The following is a 17,863-nucleotide window of genomic DNA, read 5'->3' as shown; positions in this document are numbered from 1 at the left end:
ACCAGCCGCACGATGGTGTCGCCGGTCATCAGGCTGTCGGCGTCCAGGATGATCATGTGATCGTATCCGGCGCCGAACCGTTTGACCCAGTCCTCGATATTGCCCGATTTGCGCGCGGTGTTGCGCGGCCGGTGGCGGTAGAAGATGCGGTGGGCGCCGGCCTCGCGGCGCAGTTGGAGCAAAGCCTTTTCCTCGGCCACCCAGATCGCCGGGTCGGTGGTATCGCTGAGCACGAACCAGTCGAATTGCGAGGCATAGCCGGTTTCTTCGGCGGATTCCCAGATTGCCCGCAGCCGCGCCATGATCCGATAGGGATCTTCATTGTAGGTCGGCAACAGCATCGCATTGCGGCTCGAGATCGCCGGAAGCGGCGCGTGCGGCTCGATGGCGAGCGGATCGCGCCCGCGCACCAGCAACATGGCAAAGCCGGCCAGCGCCGACATGAACGAGAACGCCACCCAGGCGAACAGCAACACGAACAGCGCCAGCACCAGACCTTCGAGGATGGTGACCCCGCCGACCTGCAGAACCTCGAACATCTCGTAGCCGCCGGCCGCGGTCATCGCGGCGGTGCCGGTCAGGATGTAGGCGCGCCGCAAAGCGGTCGGCATCGGCTTGAATTGAACGCGCCGCTGCGATGGTGTTGGCTCCGCCAGCGCCTGCGGCGCCATCGCGATCGGCATCTCCGATGGGAGAAATGCGTTGCCGGCGTCGGCGGGCAACGCGGAGGCGATCGCGGGAGCGGCCGGAGGCACCGGTTTCTCCGGGCTCATGGCGTCCATCGATAGACCCAGACTTCAGAGATCGCCTGATCGTCCTGCATCAGCGATGCGCGCAGTTCGACGGGCGTCTTGCCCTTGACCGGCATTTCGAAACTCAGGCGCCAGCCGCCGCTTTGCGGATTCGGCTGCGTGACGATGTTGCGAATTTCGGCCTTTTCGGCCGTGACTACGCCTTTTATCCTGCTTGGATCGATGGACTTGAGCTTGTCGCCGATTAGGTCGAGCACGAACAGTTTTGTCTCGTCGCCGCGCGAGCCGACGGCGCTGCGCGAAAAGATCGCAAGCGCCGAGGGCTTCGGATGATCCGGTCCCCAGTGCAGGCGATAGGTGTAGGTGTGCTCGCCCTTGGCGGGCAGCGGATTCTTCGGGTGCCAGAAACTGCCGATGTTGTCGTGGATCTCTTCCTTGGTCGGAATTTCCAGAAGCTGTACCGAACCCTCGCCCCAGTCGCCGATCGGCTCTACCCACAGGCTGGGGCGCCGTTCGAAGCTGGATTCGAGGTCCTGATAGTCGAGAAAATTCTTCTGCCGCTGCATCAGCCCGAAGCCCCGCGGATTGAGATCGCCGAACGAGCTGATCTGCAGGTCGCGGGGATTGTTCAAGGGCCGCCACAGCTGCTCGCCACGTCCATTGTAGATCGCCATGCCGTCGGAATCGTGCACGGCGGGACGGAAGTCATCGACCTCCTTGCGGTCGTTCGGACCGAAGAAGAACATGCTGGTGATCGGCGCGAGGCCGAGATTCTTCAATTCGACCCGCGGATAGATCGCCATTTCCACGTCGAAAATGGTGGTTTCGCCGGGCCGGATCGTAAAGCGATAGGCGGCTGCGGCACTTTCGCTGTCGAGCAGCGCGTGTACCACGATCGAGTTGGCGTTGGACGCCGGCTTCTCGATCCAGAACGCCTTGAACTGCGGGAACTCCTCGCCGGCGGCCTCGCCGGTGTTGATCGACAGGCCGCGCGCCGAGAGGCCGTAAACCTGGCCTTTGGCGACCGCGCGAAAATAGCTGGCGCCGAGGAAAACACAGACCTCGTCATAGTAGTCGGGCTTGTTGATCGGCGCATGCAGCCGGAAGCCGCCGAAGCCGAGATCGGTGCCCGCCGGTGGAGGTAGCGTGGCGCCGAAGGAAAAATTCTCGGGTTGATAGAGGACCTGGGTCGCCTGCCCGTTGGCCACTTCATAGATATCGACGCGGTTGGTATAGAACGAGCCGCGATGAAAGAACTGCACCTCGAAAGGCAGCTTCTCGCCGTGCCACAGCGCCTTTTCCGGCTTGAACCGAAGCGCGCGGTACTGGTCGTAATCGAGATCCTTCAGCGAATCCGGTAGCTTGTTGTCGGGCGCCTTGAATGCCTTGGTGGCGGCGTCGCGCGCCATCTGTCGCACGCCAGCGGCGTCGAATGGTGTTGATACCGGCGCCGCGGCAAGGCTGCGAGGCAATATCGTCAGCAGCGGAAGCGCGGCCGAAGCCCCGAGAAGTTGTCGCCGGTTCAAGGTGTCTCCGAATCTTACGAGAGCGAATACCCTACAACGCCGGTCAGGCGTTCAAGTTCCGTGAGAGGAACAAGCTGTCCTTGAACACGTTGTCGGGGTCATGGGAGCGTGCAGCGCGAGCTGCCGGACATCGCCTATTGCGACAACGCTATGCCTGCGCCGAAGGCACCGACGCATTGGTGGGCCGTTACAGCGCCCATACGCCGCTACAGTACGTCAAATTGGCGGCGTCGCTGCGCCGGCTCGCCTGCGTATCTGCCGAGGCGACTTGATCGACCGCGCTCATCGCGGTGTCTCTCGATTTCATCATGGCCTCGGAGATTTCACGGACGGAAGCGTTCAACTCCTCAGAGCCTGCTGCAACCGACTCCATCATGCTCCGCACGCGCATGGAAGCGAGCGCGGTAACGACATCGCTGGAGATGCCGTTCAGGCTGTCGATCTCGGAGCCGATCTAGATGGGCGTCATCGAGGCCGCCATTAGCCCGTCTACCGACAGGCCGGATAGCCAAAGCGCTTGATGATTTCGCTGCCTGAAATCGAATGGAAGTCGAGCGTATCCATGAAATGCCTGGCGGTGACGTACTGCTGCAAGGCCGCGTTATAGGTGTCGAGCATTTGCTGCGTGCGGACGGGGCTAATGCCCCTCAGCCTGGTGCCGCCGGCGTGAAACAACAGCGTGGCATTCGGCGAGACGCAGACATTGCGTATCGACAGGAACATGGTGCAAGCCGATTGACAGTGGCTGTCAATGCGAAAGCGTTCACCGGACGCGTTATACTGCTGTATCACAGACTGGAATTGCGCGAACTCGGCAGAATTGCGCGCACCATAGCCCATACCCAAGGACGACACCGATCCATCGGCGTAGGCCGGCTGCGCGGCGAAGCACCACAAAGCGAAAAGCGCGCCAAGCGCGGGCACCAATTGCTGCCATTTACGCAAGACACCCTCCCGACCTTTGTTATTTCGAACAGGATTTCGCAACGATAGTTAGGCGAGGACTTGATATCGCATCCTCACGTCATTTGCCAGCGAAGCTCGCGCTTCGGCTGCGCATCATTGGAAACAGCAGCAGGGTGGGTTAGTCCCAAAGCCGCGTAACCCACCGCCTTCGCTTGCTGCAAGTCGCTATGGTGGGTTACGGCGCCAAGGGCGCCTAGCCACCTTCCGGCCCACGCTTCAGATCGGCGCCACGCAGCGGCGATGCCGGCATTCCTCTGCTTGAAATCGCCTTTTGAGAGAGTTGCACGTCAGACCGCGCAATAACGTTCCTGAATTTCCTTGTCGGCGAGCAATGCCGCGGAGCTGCTTTCATAGACGACCTCACCCTGGTCCATGATGATTGCGCGGTCGGCGAGGCGCAGCGCCCACTCCACGTTCTGTTCGACCAGCAGCAGCGTGACGCCCTGGTCGCGCAACTTGCGGAACAGCGCGCCCATTTCCTCGACCAGCACCGGCATGATGCCCTCGGAGGGCTCGTCCAGCAGGATCATCTTCGGCTTGGCGATGGTGGCGCGCGCGATCGCCAGCATCTGCTGCTCGCCGCCCGACATGGTGACGCCTTCCTGATCGAGACGTTCCTTGAGACGCGGAAAGCTTTCCGCGATCTCCTCGATGGCGTCACGCTCGTCGATCTTGCCGCGACTGGCGACGAGGCCGAGCTGCAGGTTCTCGCGCACGGTCAGGCCGGGAATGATGCGGCGCTCCTCGGGCACATAGGCCAGGCCGAGCCGGTAGCGGTCATGGGCGGGCAGCGCCACCAGATCCTGGCCATCGAACCGGATGCTGCCGGTGGTTTTCGACATCAGGCCCATGACCGAGCGGATCGTGGTGGTCTTGCCGGCGCCGTTGCGGCCGACCAGCGCCACGACTTCGCCCTGCGCCACCGAGATAGACACGCCATGCAGCGTGTGGCTGGCGCCGTACCAGGCATGCAGGTCTTTGGTTTCAAGCATAGCCATCGTTCTGTCCCAGATAGACGCGACGGACCTCGGGGTCCGTCTGAATGTCGCGCGGCGAGCCGTCGGCGATCAACTGGCCGTGGTGCAGCACCAGGATGCGGTCGCTGAGGCCGAGGATCATCTTCATCTTGTGTTCGACCAGCAGAATGGTGCGCTCCGCGGCGAGCTTCTCCAGCAGCGCGACCATCTCCTTGGTCTCCTCCGGCCCCATGCCGGCGGTCGGCTCGTCGAGCAGCAGCACTTCCGGATTGGAGATCAGCGCGATGGCGATCTCGAGCGCGCGCTGCTGGCCATGCGCCAGAAACTTGGCGGTCTCGTCGCGCTTGGCGACCAGGCCGACGGCGTCGAGCGCGGCATCGGCCCTGTCGTCCAGCTCCGTCAGCCGGTTGCGGTTGGTCCAGATATTATAGCGCGCGCGGCCGGCCTGGGCAGCGACGCGGACGTTCTCGTGCACGCTGAGATCGGGGAAGATGTTGGTGATCTGGTAGGAGCGCGCGATGCCGCGATGCACGAAGTCGTGCTGCTTGGTGCCCTTGAGATCTTCGCCCTTAAAACGGATCGAGCCGCTCGACGGCGTGATGACGCCGGACAGCACGTTGAAGAACGTGCTCTTGCCGGCGCCGTTCGGGCCGATGATGGAAGTGACCCGGCCGGGACGGAACTCGGTCGTCACCGCCTGCAGCGCAATGAAGCCGCCGAATTTCACGACGATATTTTCGACGGCGAGAAGCGGCGCGTTCATCGCATCACCTTTGTCAGGAACGTGCCCCAGATGCCTTTGGGCAGAAACAGTACGAACAGTACGAAGACCGATCCGACGATGATCTGCCAGTGCGACGTCCACAGCGAGAACACGTCTTCCATCACCAGAAATACCAGTGCGCCAATGAACGGCCCGAAGAAGCTGCTGGCGCCGCCCAGCAAGGTCATCATCACGATCATGCCGGAGGACAAATAATGCAGCGAATCCAGAGGCACGAAAGCCAGATGCAGCGCCGACATGGTGCCGCCCAGCGCGCAGATCGTTCCCGACAGCGTGAATGCCAACAACTTGGTACGCTCGACATCGTAGCCGCAGGTCCGGGCGCGACGCTCGTTCTCGCGGATCGCCTCGATCGCAGCACCGAACGGCGAGTTGAGAATGCGCGAGACGATCCACAGCGCCAGCGCCGCGAACATCATCAGCACGTAATACTTGTTGACCGGATCGAGAAAGTTGATCTCGAAGCCGAGCAGCTCGATCTTGCTGACAGTGAAGCCGCGCAGACCGTTCTCGCCGCCGGTCCATGCGGACGCCTGCAGCGCCACGTAATAGACGAGCTGCGCCAGCGCCAATGTCACCATCGAGAAGTAGATGCCGCGCGTGCGCGTCGATAGCGCGCCCATGATGAAGGCCAGCAAGGCGCCGCCAACAACGCCCAGCAGCACGGCGAGATACCAGGGCACGCCGAACTGGCCGATGGCGATGCCGGTGATGTAGGCGCCGGCGCCGACGAATGCCGCATGGCCGAACGACAGCAGCCCGGTATAGCCAAACAGCAGATTGTAACCGACGGCGATGACGCCGTAGATCAACACGTTGACCGCCAGCGCTTTCGACGGCAGCAGCCACGGCAGCAGGCAGAGCGCGAGGATCGACAGCGGGACGCGGTATCTGGTCACGAGCGATCTGAATTGCGCGCGCTTGCCTGCCCGGGCATGCGACGGAGCGGCGAGCGCCGGGGATGTCATGGTGCGCTCCATTACGCGAGTTTGCCGAACAGGCCTTGCGGCCGGATCAGGAGGACGACGGCCATCAGCGCGAACATCACGATGGTCGCCATCTCCGGCGCGAACAAGGCGGTCATGCTGATCACGACGCCGACCAGCAGACCGGCGACGATCGATCCGACCAGCGAACCGAGCCCGCCGATCACCGTCACGACGAAGGCCTCGGCCAGCACCAGCGCACCCATTTCCGGATTAACGCTGCGCATCGGGCCGGACAGCACACCGCCGAGCGACGCCAGCCCGACGCCGAGACCGAACACCAGCAGCCAGACCTTGCTGATGTCGATGCCGAGCACCTTCATCATGGTCGGGTCGCGCGCGCCGGCGCGCACGATCAGGCCGAATTTGGTCTTCTCCAGGCCGAGCCACAGCAGCACCACAACCAAAAAGACGATGCCGACAACGAAGATGCGATAGATCGGAAAGAACCCGACGCCGAGATCGACCACGCCGGTCAGCGATGACGGTGTGGGGAACGGAATGCCGTCACTGCCGAACACGATGCGCACGCCTTCCACCAGCACGTAGCTGAGGCCGAAGGTGAGGAGCAGCGGATCGTCGATCGAGCGGCCATACAGCGGGCGAATCAGGAAATACTCGATCAGCATCCCGAACCCGCCGATCATGATGGGGGCCACGATCAGTCCCCACCAGAAACTGCCGGTCAACGAGGCGACCCATAGCCCCGCATAGGCGCCGACCATGAACAGCGCGCCGTGCGCGAAATTCACCACGCCCAGCATACCGAAGATGATCGACAGGCCAAGCGCGGTGAGCACGAGGATCGCGCCGAGGGCAACTCCGGAGAAGAGCTGCATCAGGATGAGTTCTGTATCCATGGAGGGCGCGTACTTTCGTTAACCGGGGAAGCCGAGTTCGGTGCAGCTTCGCAGCACCTCTTCGGACGGCACTTCATTGGCCACGATGCTGAACAGGTCGTTGTCGCTCTTCATGTCAGCCTTCTTCTTCGACTCCAGCACCAGCACCGACTGCACCGACTGGTGATCGCACTTGCGGTAGTATTGCGGGCCCTTGGCGACATCGTATTTCAGGGCTTCCAGCGCTGCGATCACCTTGTCGGTGTCGGTGCCGCCGGACGCCTGCATGGCCATCAGAAGCGACGAGACGCCGGTGTAGCCATAGGCGCCGTAGTCGGTCGGGATCGCGCCATTGTTGGCCGCCCGGTAGGCGTCATTGAACGCCTTGGCGCTCGGCAATTGGCTCTCCAGGCCCCAATAGAAATTGGAGCCGCCGACCACGCCTTCGAACACTTCCGGAGCGACCGCCAGTCGCTGGTTGTGCAGCAGGACGGGGACGACAATCCTGGATTGTTGCTTAAGGCCAAAGTCGACCGCCTGCTTGATCGAGTTGGCCTGATCGCGGCCGAAATTGCTGATGCACAGGACGTCGGCACGCATCGAGCGCAGCCGCGGCATGAAGGTCGAATAGTCCGCCGCACCGAACGGATGCATGATCTCGCCGACGGTTTCCACGCCGATCGCCGCCTGCGCACGCTTGAAGCCGCGCAACATTTCATGGCCATAAGCGTAGTCGGCGACGAGATGCGCGACCTTCATGCCCTTCTTGAAGCTATGCCGCGCCACCGCGCCTGCGGTCATGGTCGGGTTCAGCGCCTCATGGAAGGTGTATTTGCTGAAATCCTTCACCTCGTTGATCGTGTCGGACTGGCTGATCGAAACATAGAGCACGCCGCGTGCGCGCGTCACCTCGTTGACGGCGAGCTGTACCGCGCTGGACAGCGATCCGACGATCGCGTGGACCTTGTCCTTCTCGATCAGTTCGAGCGTGCGGGTCGCCGCCTCGCCGCCGTTGAGCTTGTCATCGCGCACCAGCAGCTCGATCTTGCGGCCGTTGATACCGCCCTTGTCGTTGAACTGCTTGACCGCGAGCTCGGCGCTCTTGACCTGATCCTTGGCTTCGGCCGCGAACGGCCCGGTCAGCGGCGTCGGAAAGCCGATGCGGATGGTGTCGTCGGCCGCGCGGGCAATCCACGGCATGGCGACGACGCTGGCGCCGGTGCCGAGGGCAGCCAGCATGTGACGGCGCGATATGTGATTGCGAGTGGTACCCTTGGTCATGATGCTCTCCCTTTGATGGCTTTTATATTTTCAGATGTGTCCGAGTGCCTTCAATATCCGCGCTGGGGTCATGGGCACCTGCGCGACCGTGCTTCCGAACGGCTTCATGGCGTCATTGATCGCGTTGAGCGCTGCAGCCGACGCCGCTGCGGTGCCTGCCTCGCCAACTCCCTTGGCACCGAGCTGGGTATCCAGCGTCGGCGTCTCGACGTGGCCGATTTCGATATCCGGCATTTCCACCGCCATCGGCACCAGATAATCGGCGAGCGACCCGTTGGTGAGCTGGCCGTTGTCGCCGTAGACGCATTCCTCGAAGAACGCCGCCCCCAGCCCCTGCACCACACCGCCGCGGATCTGCTCGTCAACCAGCAACGGATTGATGACGCGGCCGCAATCCTCGACCACCCACAGTTTCAGGATCTTGACCAGACCGGTCTCGACATCGAGTTCGAGATGGCACGCCTGAACGCCATTGGTGAAGGCGAACGGATAGCCTTGCGGCGCATAATGATGCGTGACGGATAGTTGCGCCTGCGTGCCCGGCGGCAACGTGTCCGAACGGAAATAGGCGATGCGTGCGATCTCGGAGAGTTCGATGCGCGGCTGCGCCGTGGCGGCATCGACGATCCAGCCGCTGTGAATATCGAGCCTGTCCGGCTCGTCCTGCAGGATCGCGGCGGCGACCGCGAGCACGTTGGCCTTGAGCTTTTTGGCCGCCTGCAGCGCGGTCTCGCCGCCGATGCCGGCGCCGCGACACGCATAGGTCGCGCCGCCATACGGCGTCGTTTCGGTATCGCCGGTGATGACCTTGATGCGATCGCGATCGATGCCGAGATGCTCGGCGACGATCTGTCCGATGATGGTCTCCGTGCCCTGCCCGAGCTCGGTCACCGAGATTAGGCAGTGGACGTCTCCGGTGGGCGTGATCTTGATGACGGCGCCATCCTGCGACGAGATCCGCGCGCCGCCGACGCCGTAGAATGCCGGGCCGGGATTGGTAATCTCCACAAAGGTAGCGATGCCGATGCCGCGGTGAATGCCGCGGATCCGCAATTCCGCCTGCTCGGCGCGCAGGCCATCGTAGTCCATCATCTCGCGCAGCCTGGCGAGACAGGCGTGATGCGAGAGCGCTTCGAACTGGTACCCCGTCGGCGAGGTGCAGGGATAGCCGTCGTCCGGAATCGCGTTTTGGCTGCGGATGTCGAATACGTCCTGCGCCGTCTTGTCGGCGATCATATCGACCAGCCGCTCGGTGACGGTGCAGGCGATCGGATGCCCGACGGCCCGGTACTGGCTCATCTGCACCTTGTTCTGGAACACGACCTGGAGATCGGCGCGATAATTCCTGAACGTGTAGGGCGCGCCCATCAGGCGGTAGACTTGGTTGCCCTCCACCACGCTGGTGCGCGGATAGGCCGAGAACGCACCGATGCCCGTCACGTCCTCGACGTCCATCGCCAGGATATTGCCGTCCGCATCGGCCGCCATGCGTGCGCGGACGCGGTGATCGCGCGCGTGGATGTCGGACACGAAGGATTCGATGCGGTCGGCGACGTATTTCACGGGACGACCGAGCATCATGCTGAGCCCGACCACCGCCATGTCTTCGTGATACATGTGCAGCTTCATGCCGAACGAACCGCCGATATCCGGTGCGATCACGCGGACCCGGGATTCGGGGATGCCGTAATGGCGCGCGTAAATGTCCTGGAACTGATACGGCGTCTGCGTGGCGTGATGCACCGTCAGTTGCCGCTCGCTGGCGTCGTAATCCGCGATGATCGCGCGCGGCTCCAAGGTCACTGCGGTATGTCGGCCGAAGTGAAACTCCTCCTCCACCACATAAGCGGCACCGGCGAAGACATCGTCGATGCCGCCGGTATCGATCTTGCCGTGAAAGCAAAGATTGCTGCCGAGCCCCGGGGAGATCAGCGCAGCTCCTGGTTCGCGCGCGGCGTCGATATCGATGACGGCCGGCAGCTCGTCGAATTCGATGGAGACGACCTCGGCGGCATCTTCGGCCAGTGCGCGCGTGTCGGCCACGATCGCGACCACCGCCTGCCCCGACCACACCACCTTGTCGATCGGCAACGGCAGTTGCGGCGGCGATTTCATGCCCTTGAAATGCTCCATGGTGCCGACCCATGGCGTGCAGAGTTTTGCGAGGTCTTCGCCAGTCGCCACCAGCCGGACGCCGGGCATCTCGCGCGCGGCCTGCGCGTCGATCGAGACGATCCGCGCATGAGCGTAGGGGCTGCGCACATAGGCCACGTGCAGCATGCGCGGCAGCACTATATCGGTGACATAACGGCCGCGGCCGGCCAGCAGCCGCTTGGCGTTGGGGCGCGGTACGGAGCGGCCGATATAGGAATTCGGGCGATCGAACGGGGTCAGCGCATTCATCCGAGGACCTCCTCGGGAGCGGACGCATGGGCGACGGCGGCGCGATCGCGCGCGACCTTCTCGATCGCGTCCACAATCGCCTCATAGCCGGTGCAGCGACAGTAGTTACCTGACAGCGCATCGCGGATCACTTCGCGCGACGGCACGCCCGGCTGCTCCAGCAGGCTGTAGGCCGTCATCAGCATGCCGGGCGTACAGAACCCGCATTGCAGCGCATTGCGCTGATGAAAGGCCTCCTGCAGATCGGCGATGACCGCGCGTTCGGTCAGACCTTCCACGGTCTCGATCGTCGAGCCGCTCGCCTGCACGGCGAAGGTCAGGCAGGAATGCACCACGCGCCCGTCGAGCACGACGAGGCATGCGCCGCAAACGCCCATCTCGCATCCGGTATGGGTGCCGGTCAGCTCCAGCGTCTGGCGCAGGAAATCCGCCAGCGTGTGGCGCGGCGCGATGTTGTGCGACACGTCGTTGCCGTTGACGGTCATGGTGACGTTGACCAGTTCGCTCATGAGCCCTGCCTTGCGATCTGGCCGAGCAGGCGTCCCAAGAGGACGCGCGCAAGATGCCGCTTCATGGCGGGCGGCACCTGCTCGTCGTCGGGCGGATCGAGATCGTCGCCGACCAACGCCTGCGCGGCAGCGATCGCGGCCTGATCCAGACGCTTGCCGACCAGGCTTTTTTCGACCTGCCGGGCCCGTAACGGCGTGCTGCCCACGGAGAAAAACGCGATGCGGATATTCTCGACCGCGTCATCCGCGAACTCGGCCAGAATTCCGCAGCCGACCAGCGCGAAATCGCCGCGCCGGCGTGCCAACTCGTGAAACGCCCAGCGATGGCCGGGGCGAACCACCGGCACATGGATGGCGACGAGCAGCTCGCCCGGTTCGATCGCCGTCTGAAACAGGTCGATGAAGAAATCATCGGCCGCGACGCGACGCGTCCCCTGCCGATTGGCGATTTCGAGTTCTGCGCCCAACGCCAATGTCACGGCGGGAAATTCCGACGCCGGATCGGCATGCGACAGGCTGCCGCCGAGCGTACCCTTGTTGCGGATCGCCGGATGCGCCACATGCGGCGCGGCCTCGCTGTAGAGCGGCGCGTATTGTCGGATCAGGGGATCGGACAGCACCTCGCAATGCCGCACCAGCGCGCCGATCCGCAGCCAGTCACCCTGCAGCTCAACGCCACGAAGGGCGTCGATATGAGCGATGTCGATCAGCAACTGCGGCGCCTGCAGGCGCAAGGCAAGCGCCGGCACGAGGCTCTGGCCGCCCGCGATATAACTCGCGTCCTCGCCACACCCTTCAAAAGCTTCCAGCGCCTCCATCACGGTGGAGGGCCTAGCATAGCTGAACGCCCGCGCCTTCAAGCTTGAACTCCCAACGTTTCATCCGCCAGATTTGTAACCATCTGGTCTCAAATCTAGAACACGTGGAGTCCTTGCGGTCAAATTAAAATGACCATTTGGTCTGTTTTTCGAATTGGGCTATTCAGTGGCCTCCACAAACCGAAGCAAAATGGCCAAGAAACCCGCCAAATCAGCCAAAAAACCACCGCGCCGCAACATGCGGGCGGCAGAGCGCGAGCGGTTCATCGTCGATGAGGCCGTGAAATTTTTCGCCGAACAGGGATTCGGCGGGCAGACTCGCGAACTGGCCAAACGAATGGGCATCACCCACTCGGCGATCTACCGTCACTTTCCAAGCAAAGAAGCGTTGATCGAGCGCGTCTACGAAGAAATCTATCTCAGCCGCTGGTCGCCCTCATGGAACGCTCTCATCGGGGATCGAACCCTTTCGCTGCAGACGCGGCTGTCACGCTTTTATCTGGAATATGTCGGACAAGTCTTCGAGTACAACTGGGTGAGAATCTTCGTCTTCTCCGGCCTAAAATCCTTCGACATCACCAAGCGCTACCTTCAGATCGTGCGCGATCAGATCATCGAACCCGCATGCTGCGAGCTCCGTCACGACCTGAAACTGCCGTCGAGCGACGAGGTCCCATTGTCAGAGCGCGAGATCGAGATGTTCTGGGGTCTGCACGGCCGCATTTTCTACATGGCCATCCGGCGGTTCGTCTATGAGACCCCCACGCCGGACCAACTGGACGACATCGTGAACGACGCCGTGAGGGTGTTTATCGACGGCTCCGAGAAGTTGATGCGCGAGCTTGTCGATCATGCACGTCGATAGCTGATGGTGAGCAACATCGATACTCAACGCGCGATGTTGACCCTGCAACGACCGCGTTGTGCCAGAAGCGTCGTCGGGCAATTTCCGCTTTCTGGGATCAAAGCGAGGTATTGCGAGTAGGAGCGCGACTGGCTGAGATTGCCAACGTGGACCCACAGGCCGGCCTGCTGGGTCGGCTTCCACATGTTGCGCAATTCGCCTGCATCGCGGCAAAGTCGAGCGCGGGTTTAGCGGCGCCCGACTCGAAGGCTCATTTTACTAGCTGGCAGCCGCCCTGTTCCATCGGACGGAAGGCTTTGTCAGCGGACACGGTCGATAGCAGTTTGTAGTAATCGTACGGATATTTCGACTCTGCCGGCTTTTTGATCTCGAACAGGTAAATCGGGTGAGTGACGCGGCCGTCTGCGCGGATCGCAATTTCCCCGAACAGCTTATCCTTGCCTTTGAAAGTCTTCATCTGCGGGACCACCACACCGGCGTCATCGCTGCCCTTGGCCGCCACCGCATTTAGATAGGCCAACGTCGATGCATAGACGCCCGCCTGATTACCGCTGGGCATCTTGCCGTTCATGCCGGGGCGCTGGGCGAAGCGCTTGGCGAAAGCGCGGGTGTCCTCGTCCATGTCCCAATAGAACGACTCGGTCAGCAGCAAGCCCTGCGCGGCCTTGAGGCCCATGCCGTGAACGTCATTGATGAAGATCAGGAACGCCACCAGTTTTTGCGGACCATCCTGCATGCCAAACTCGCCAGCCTGCTTCACCGCATTGATGGTGTCGGCGCCGGCATTGGCAAGGCCGATGACCTTGGCCTTGGAGCCCTGCGCCTGCAGCAGCAGCGAGGCGAAGTCGGAAGTGCCGAGCGGGTGCTTCGAGGAGCCGAGCACCTTGCCACCGTTCCTAGTAATATAGTTGCTAGCCTCGGCCTCGATGCCCTGCCCGAGCGCGTAGTTGACCGTGAGGAAGTACCAGTCGTCGCCGCCACGCTGCATCATCGCCGCGGCCGTGGTGTTGCCGGTGGCCCAGGCATCGTTGACCCACTGGATGGTGTTAGGCGAGCAATCCTTCCCGGTGAGGTCGGAGGTCGCGGTGGACGACGCCAGGAAAGTCATCTTGGTATTGCGCGCGATGTTGTTGATCGCGAGCCCCACCGAAGAGTTCGGCACATCGACGATGGCATCGACCTTTTCGACATCGAGCCATTTTCGCGCGATGCCCGAGCCGACATCGGCTTTGTTCTGATGGTCGGCATAGACGATCTCGACCTTGATATTCTTGCCGCCGCCGTTGAAGTCCTCAGCGGCCATTCGCGCGGCTTCCACCGAACCCATGCCGTTGGTGTCCTGGAACACCCCGGAAATATCGTTGAGCACGCCGACGCGCACGAAGTCGTCGGAAATCTGCGCTTGCGCGGCGCCGGCCATCACGCACGATGCCGCCGCGGCCAGAACTGTCGTGAAGCCCTTCATGGTATTCCCCTTTGTCGTTGTTTCGCGGGTCCGGACGTTGCCGGCCGCTTCGTTCTCGCAATTAGAATTGTCGGTCCGGCAGTCGCAGCACGAGGCCGTCGAGTGCATCGGTCATCTTGATCTGGCAGGATAGCCGGCTGTTCGGGCTTCGCTCCGCCGCAACGCCCTCCAGCATCTCGTCTTCGTCGGTCGCGGCGGCCCCGACCTTTTCCATCCAGGCGTCATCGACATAGACGTGACAGGTGGCGCAGACCAGACCGCCGCCGCACTCGCCGACGATGCCATCGACGCCGTTCTGCATCGCCGTGATCATCGCGCTGTCACCGTCGCCGGCGGTGACGGTTTCGGCTCGGCCGTCGGAATGAATGTAGGTGACGCTTGGCATGGATCCCCTCAGGCCGCGGTGAGTTTGACCGGCAGGCTTTCGAGCCCGCGCAGCGTGTTGTTGAAGCGGCGCGTCGGCTTGCCGGTGATCTCGATCGATGCAACTTTTCGTGCGAGTGCGGAAAGCATTACTTCGCCCTCCAGCCGCGCCACCAACTGGCCCACGCACAAATGGACGCCGGATCCAAAGCCGACGTGGCCGGAGGTCTTGCGCGTAATATCGTAACGATCGGGCTCTGCCCAACGCCGCGGATCGCGGTTGGCAGCCGCCAGAAACATCAGGACCTTCTCGCCCTCGCCGACGCGATGCCCGCTGATCTCGACATCCCTTGTCGTGGTGCGGAAGAACGTCTGCACCGGGCTCTCATAGCGAACGGCTTCCTCGAAGGCATTGCGGGCGAGCGAGAGATCGGCGCGCAGCCGGGCGAATTCCTGGGGGTAGCGCGCCAGGCAATAGAGCGCCGCGCCGATGCCGTTCACCGTGGTATCGAGCCCGGCCGACAGCAGCGAGCGCACCAGCAGCGGCGCCTCGGCCGCCGTGATGTCACCGCTATCGACCCGGGCGTGGATGCAGGCGCCGAACCCGCCGGGGGCGAGATTCTCGCGCTGACACTGTTCCAGCACATAGGCCTGATGCGGCGCCGAGCGGGCAATCGCGGCCTCGCGCAGCTCGTTGGGTGGGCCGAAGGCGTTGAACACCAGGCCGGCATAGGGCAGCAGGTTCTCGCGCCCCTCCTGCTGCAGCCCCATCGCATCGGGAAACACCGATAGCGGGAAGGCCTCGGCCAGATCGCTGATGGCGTCAAAACTTCCCCTCGCCAGCAACTCATCGACCTTCGCCTCCGCCGCCGCCGCAAACCCGTCCCGGAGCTGCTTCATCACCGCCGGCGACAGTACCTTGCTGAGCACCGCGCGGGTCCGCGTATGCGCGGGTGGATCGGCTTCGAGGATCAGGCTTGGCGGTCGCCACGGTTTTTCGTTGGCGAAATCGCTGAGACCGACACCGCGGCTCGAGCAGAACGTCTGCGGGTCGTTGAGCACGGCATGGACTTCGGCATAGCGCGCCACGGCGAACACGTTCCATTTGTCGAGATACACGACAGGTCCAGCCTCGCGCAGCACTTCATGCGTCGGATGCGGATCAGCGAAGAACTCCATCGCAAACGGATCGACGTCGAGGATGGGGATCGCTGGCGACGCGCCGGCTTGACGACCATCCATGTCAAAAGCCAGCACAGCCGGGGGGCGGGAGGAGGCAGAGGCATCTGTCGCGACCATGAGATTCTCCTGCTTTTCTGCTTGGCAATAGCGGGCGGTTGTCTTTACTTCTGGGCGCAGTGAACCGGTCGGCCGCTTCGGCTCGACGGAAGAGGCAGTCGGAATTCAGTCGCATGAGCAAGAACGGGAAGAGCAAGGCGGGACGTACGACCGCAAAAGCCAAATCCGTCGCCGGGCCTGCCAAAACGGGACAACTGCTGGATCTCGAGCGTTACGTACCTGCTTTTGTGACCTTTATCGCCAACAAGCTGTCGCGCAGTGCGACGGCGTTCTACCAGAAGCGTTTCGGCGTGAACGTCACCGAGTGGCGCATCATGTCGCTTCTGGCGATCGAGCCCGGCATTCCCGCGTCGCGCATCTGCAATGTCATTGGCTTCGACAAGGGGCCGGTGAGCCGTACGCTCGCGATGCTGCGGGAACGCGGGTTGATCACGATCGACGCCGACCGCCAGGACGGCCGCAGTCATTCGATTGCGTTGACCGCGAAGGGGCGAGCCACGCATGACGCGGTGATCGGCGCTGCCTTGGAGCGGGAACGGAAGCTGCTGTCCTGCCTCGACGAGCGTGAACGCGAGGTGCTGATCGACCTCCTGCGCAGAATCCATGGCAATCTCGGCGCGGTCAACGATCCTTCCGAATAAAAAATCGCACGCAGGCGCGATTGCTGTCCCACCGACGCGGTCCACCATCGTTTCTCTCCCAAAGGCGCGGCGATCAATCGCTCTGGTGCGCTCTATCCGGAAAAATTGTCACAGAATAGTTGCCTTGGCAACAGAAAGCTTAAAGTCCGTGCATCCGCTTTTGCGCCAAAGGCGACCGGTCACGAGTAAGTTCTAAGACGGACTTCGCAATCGGTATGGTTTTGACATCTTCGCGATCGAGGGAAGCGGAGGGCGCGATGCGGGGTTGATGATTTCGGAGCTATCGCGGCCTACTACGCGCTTCTTCGAGTATGAGCGGGGCAATCGGGCTAATTCCTTCATTACACATGATGAAGCGTGTGATATTCGCAAGGCAACGGGAAAATCCAGCCGGAATGGTCGGGATGCGCGATTAATACGGTTGATCTCAGAATCGGATCGCAAATCTGCTCGTTACTTATCACTTATCAGCGGGCCGACGAGCCGACTGAATGACACCTGGAATGTCAGGCGAACTCGTCAAGTCTTTTTAGTTCCGGGAAGATCTGCTCGTCCTGCAGAATGACTTCAGCCGTCCGGCCGTAGTGCGTGGTGAGCAGGGCCACCGCGACTTCCGCATCTTTGCTCAGCACAGCGTTCAAGATGGCCTGGTGTTCGTCGGCGACGTGCCGCGACGGGAAAGCCTTGCGGATCGACAGACGCCGATAGCGGTACAGCTGGTCGGCGAGCTGACCGCAGAAGCCGATCAGGGATTGCGATCCGCAATTTCCGATCAGCGTGCCGTGGTAGGAGCGGTGCAGGCGCTCCCACTCCGGATTGTCTTCAAAGTGCTCGGGGTTAAGCGAACGGGGTGATCGGCTGAGGCGATGCTGCGCCAGCAGCAATTGTTCTTCCCACTGAGGGGTGGCGGCCGCCATGGATTCGCGCAGCGCCAGACTCTCGACCCAGCATCGCGTTTTGGTCAGTTCGGCCAGTTCGCTGCGGCTGATGGCAGCGACGTAAAAGCCACGCTGCTCGCGACCTTCCACCAGACCGTCCGCCGTCAGCCGGTTCAGCGCCTCGCGTAGCGGGGTCTGGCCGATCTGGTACCGATCGCTGAGGAAACGCATCTGCAATTTCCGACCGGGCTCCAGCCGCCCGGATAGCAGGTCGTCGCGCAGGCGATCGTAGACCGTGCTCGCCTGAGTCGATGGCGCCGGTGACGCCAAGCGAAGCACTGATGTCCTGTCCACGCCGAATGATCTCCTATGCCGCCGGCCACATCCGGCCTGGTCCTGGGCCTGTATACACTTTTCATTGAAATGAAGAAATTTATAAATTTATGTTGCCGGACGGTTTTTTTATAAGTTATGGGTAGAGCAACAAACGAATAAGCGACCGGGAACGAAA

17 protein-coding genes and 1 pseudogene are annotated in these 17,863 nt (G+C 62.3%); 2 read left to right on the top strand and 16 right to left on the bottom strand.

Annotation, left to right across the window (positions count from 1 at the left end):
- The 12 genes and pseudogenes from JWR89_RS19950 to JWR89_RS19895 all read right to left on the bottom strand — a co-directional run.
- Positions 1-782: pseudogene (locus JWR89_RS19950) on the bottom strand (glucan biosynthesis glucosyltransferase H); the annotation flags it as partial.
- Entirely contained in the window at positions 770-2,278 is a 1,509-nt protein-coding gene (locus JWR89_RS19945) for a glucan biosynthesis protein G (protein WP_299719283.1), read from the bottom strand. The gene JWR89_RS19945 and the pseudogene JWR89_RS19950, both read right to left, overlap by 13 nt.
- A gap of 187 nt (positions 2,279-2,465) precedes the next feature.
- On the bottom strand, positions 2,466-2,654 hold the full coding sequence (locus JWR89_RS19940; RefSeq protein WP_299719301.1) for a hypothetical protein: 189 nt from the start codon (positions 2,652-2,654) through the stop codon (positions 2,466-2,468).
- Positions 2,655-2,767: 113 nt separating this feature from the next.
- The gene (locus JWR89_RS19935; RefSeq protein ID WP_299719281.1) at positions 2,768-3,223 is read right to left on the bottom strand and encodes a hypothetical protein; all 456 of its coding nucleotides are present in this window, start codon (positions 3,221-3,223) and stop codon (positions 2,768-2,770) included.
- Positions 3,224-3,531: 308 nt separating this feature from the next.
- Positions 3,532-4,236, bottom strand: coding sequence for an ABC transporter ATP-binding protein (locus tag JWR89_RS19930; protein WP_299719299.1), 705 nt, complete (start codon positions 4,234-4,236; stop codon positions 3,532-3,534).
- The gene (locus tag JWR89_RS19925; RefSeq protein ID WP_299719278.1) at positions 4,229-4,984 is read right to left on the bottom strand and encodes an ABC transporter ATP-binding protein; all 756 of its coding nucleotides are present in this window, start codon (positions 4,982-4,984) and stop codon (positions 4,229-4,231) included. Before JWR89_RS19925 ends, JWR89_RS19930 begins: the two co-directional genes overlap by 8 nt.
- Positions 4,981-5,904 (bottom strand): branched-chain amino acid ABC transporter permease, encoded by a 924-nt coding sequence (locus JWR89_RS19920; protein WP_299719276.1) that lies wholly within the window; start codon positions 5,902-5,904, stop codon positions 4,981-4,983. The genes JWR89_RS19925 and JWR89_RS19920 overlap by 4 nt, the downstream gene beginning before the upstream one ends.
- An 80-nt stretch (positions 5,905-5,984) precedes the next feature.
- Entirely contained in the window at positions 5,985-6,851 is an 867-nt protein-coding gene (locus JWR89_RS19915) for a branched-chain amino acid ABC transporter permease (protein WP_299719274.1), read from the bottom strand.
- Between the two features lie 18 nt (positions 6,852-6,869).
- On the bottom strand, positions 6,870-8,111 hold the full coding sequence (locus tag JWR89_RS19910; RefSeq protein ID WP_299719272.1) for an ABC transporter substrate-binding protein: 1,242 nt from the start codon (positions 8,109-8,111) through the stop codon (positions 6,870-6,872).
- Between the two features lie 30 nt (positions 8,112-8,141).
- The gene (locus JWR89_RS19905; protein ID WP_299719270.1) at positions 8,142-10,514 is read right to left on the bottom strand and encodes a xanthine dehydrogenase family protein molybdopterin-binding subunit; all 2,373 of its coding nucleotides are present in this window, start codon (positions 10,512-10,514) and stop codon (positions 8,142-8,144) included.
- Positions 10,511-11,023 (bottom strand): (2Fe-2S)-binding protein, encoded by a 513-nt coding sequence (locus JWR89_RS19900; RefSeq protein ID WP_299719268.1) that lies wholly within the window; start codon positions 11,021-11,023, stop codon positions 10,511-10,513. Before JWR89_RS19900 ends, JWR89_RS19905 begins: the two co-directional genes overlap by 4 nt.
- Positions 11,020-11,883, bottom strand: coding sequence for a xanthine dehydrogenase family protein subunit M (locus JWR89_RS19895; protein ID WP_299719266.1), 864 nt, complete (start codon positions 11,881-11,883; stop codon positions 11,020-11,022). The genes JWR89_RS19900 and JWR89_RS19895 overlap by 4 nt, the downstream gene beginning before the upstream one ends.
- A gap of 148 nt (positions 11,884-12,031) precedes the next feature.
- Here JWR89_RS19895 and JWR89_RS19890 point away from each other — a divergent pair, with 148 nt between their 5' ends.
- Positions 12,032-12,706, top strand: a complete 675-nt coding sequence (locus tag JWR89_RS19890) for a TetR/AcrR family transcriptional regulator (RefSeq protein WP_299719264.1) — start codon at positions 12,032-12,034, stop codon at positions 12,704-12,706.
- Positions 12,707-12,956: 250 nt separating this feature from the next.
- Here JWR89_RS19890 and JWR89_RS19885 read toward each other — a convergent pair whose 3' ends face one another.
- From JWR89_RS19885 to JWR89_RS19875, 3 genes are all read right to left on the bottom strand, one after another.
- Positions 12,957-14,171, bottom strand: coding sequence for an ABC transporter substrate-binding protein (locus JWR89_RS19885; RefSeq protein WP_299719261.1), 1,215 nt, complete (start codon positions 14,169-14,171; stop codon positions 12,957-12,959).
- 61 nt (positions 14,172-14,232) lie between these two features.
- Positions 14,233-14,556, bottom strand: a complete 324-nt coding sequence (locus JWR89_RS19880; protein ID WP_299719258.1) for a 2Fe-2S iron-sulfur cluster-binding protein — start codon at positions 14,554-14,556, stop codon at positions 14,233-14,235.
- An 8-nt stretch (positions 14,557-14,564) separates the two neighbouring features.
- A complete protein-coding gene (locus tag JWR89_RS19875) occupies positions 14,565-15,776 on the bottom strand; it encodes a cytochrome P450 (protein ID WP_299719255.1) in 1,212 nt (403 codons plus the stop codon).
- A 170-nt stretch (positions 15,777-15,946) separates the two neighbouring features.
- On the opposite strand from JWR89_RS19875, the gene JWR89_RS19870 reads away from it, so the two are divergent.
- Positions 15,947-16,474, top strand: a complete 528-nt coding sequence (locus JWR89_RS19870) for a MarR family winged helix-turn-helix transcriptional regulator (protein WP_299719253.1) — start codon at positions 15,947-15,949, stop codon at positions 16,472-16,474.
- A 506-nt stretch (positions 16,475-16,980) separates the two neighbouring features.
- On the opposite strand, the gene JWR89_RS19865 is transcribed toward JWR89_RS19870, so the two are convergent.
- Complete coding sequence (locus tag JWR89_RS19865; RefSeq protein ID WP_299719297.1) at positions 16,981-17,691, bottom strand: GntR family transcriptional regulator; 711 nt, start codon at positions 17,689-17,691, stop codon at positions 16,981-16,983.
- Positions 17,692-17,863 lie beyond the last annotated feature (172 nt).

Origin of the sequence: Tardiphaga sp., from assembly GCF_028290785.1 — a bacterium.
In the GTDB taxonomy this organism is placed as follows: domain Bacteria; phylum Pseudomonadota; class Alphaproteobacteria; order Rhizobiales; family Xanthobacteraceae; genus Tardiphaga.
The sequence above is the reverse complement of the archived record's forward strand: the minus strand, read 5'-3'. Positions and strand labels throughout refer to the sequence as shown.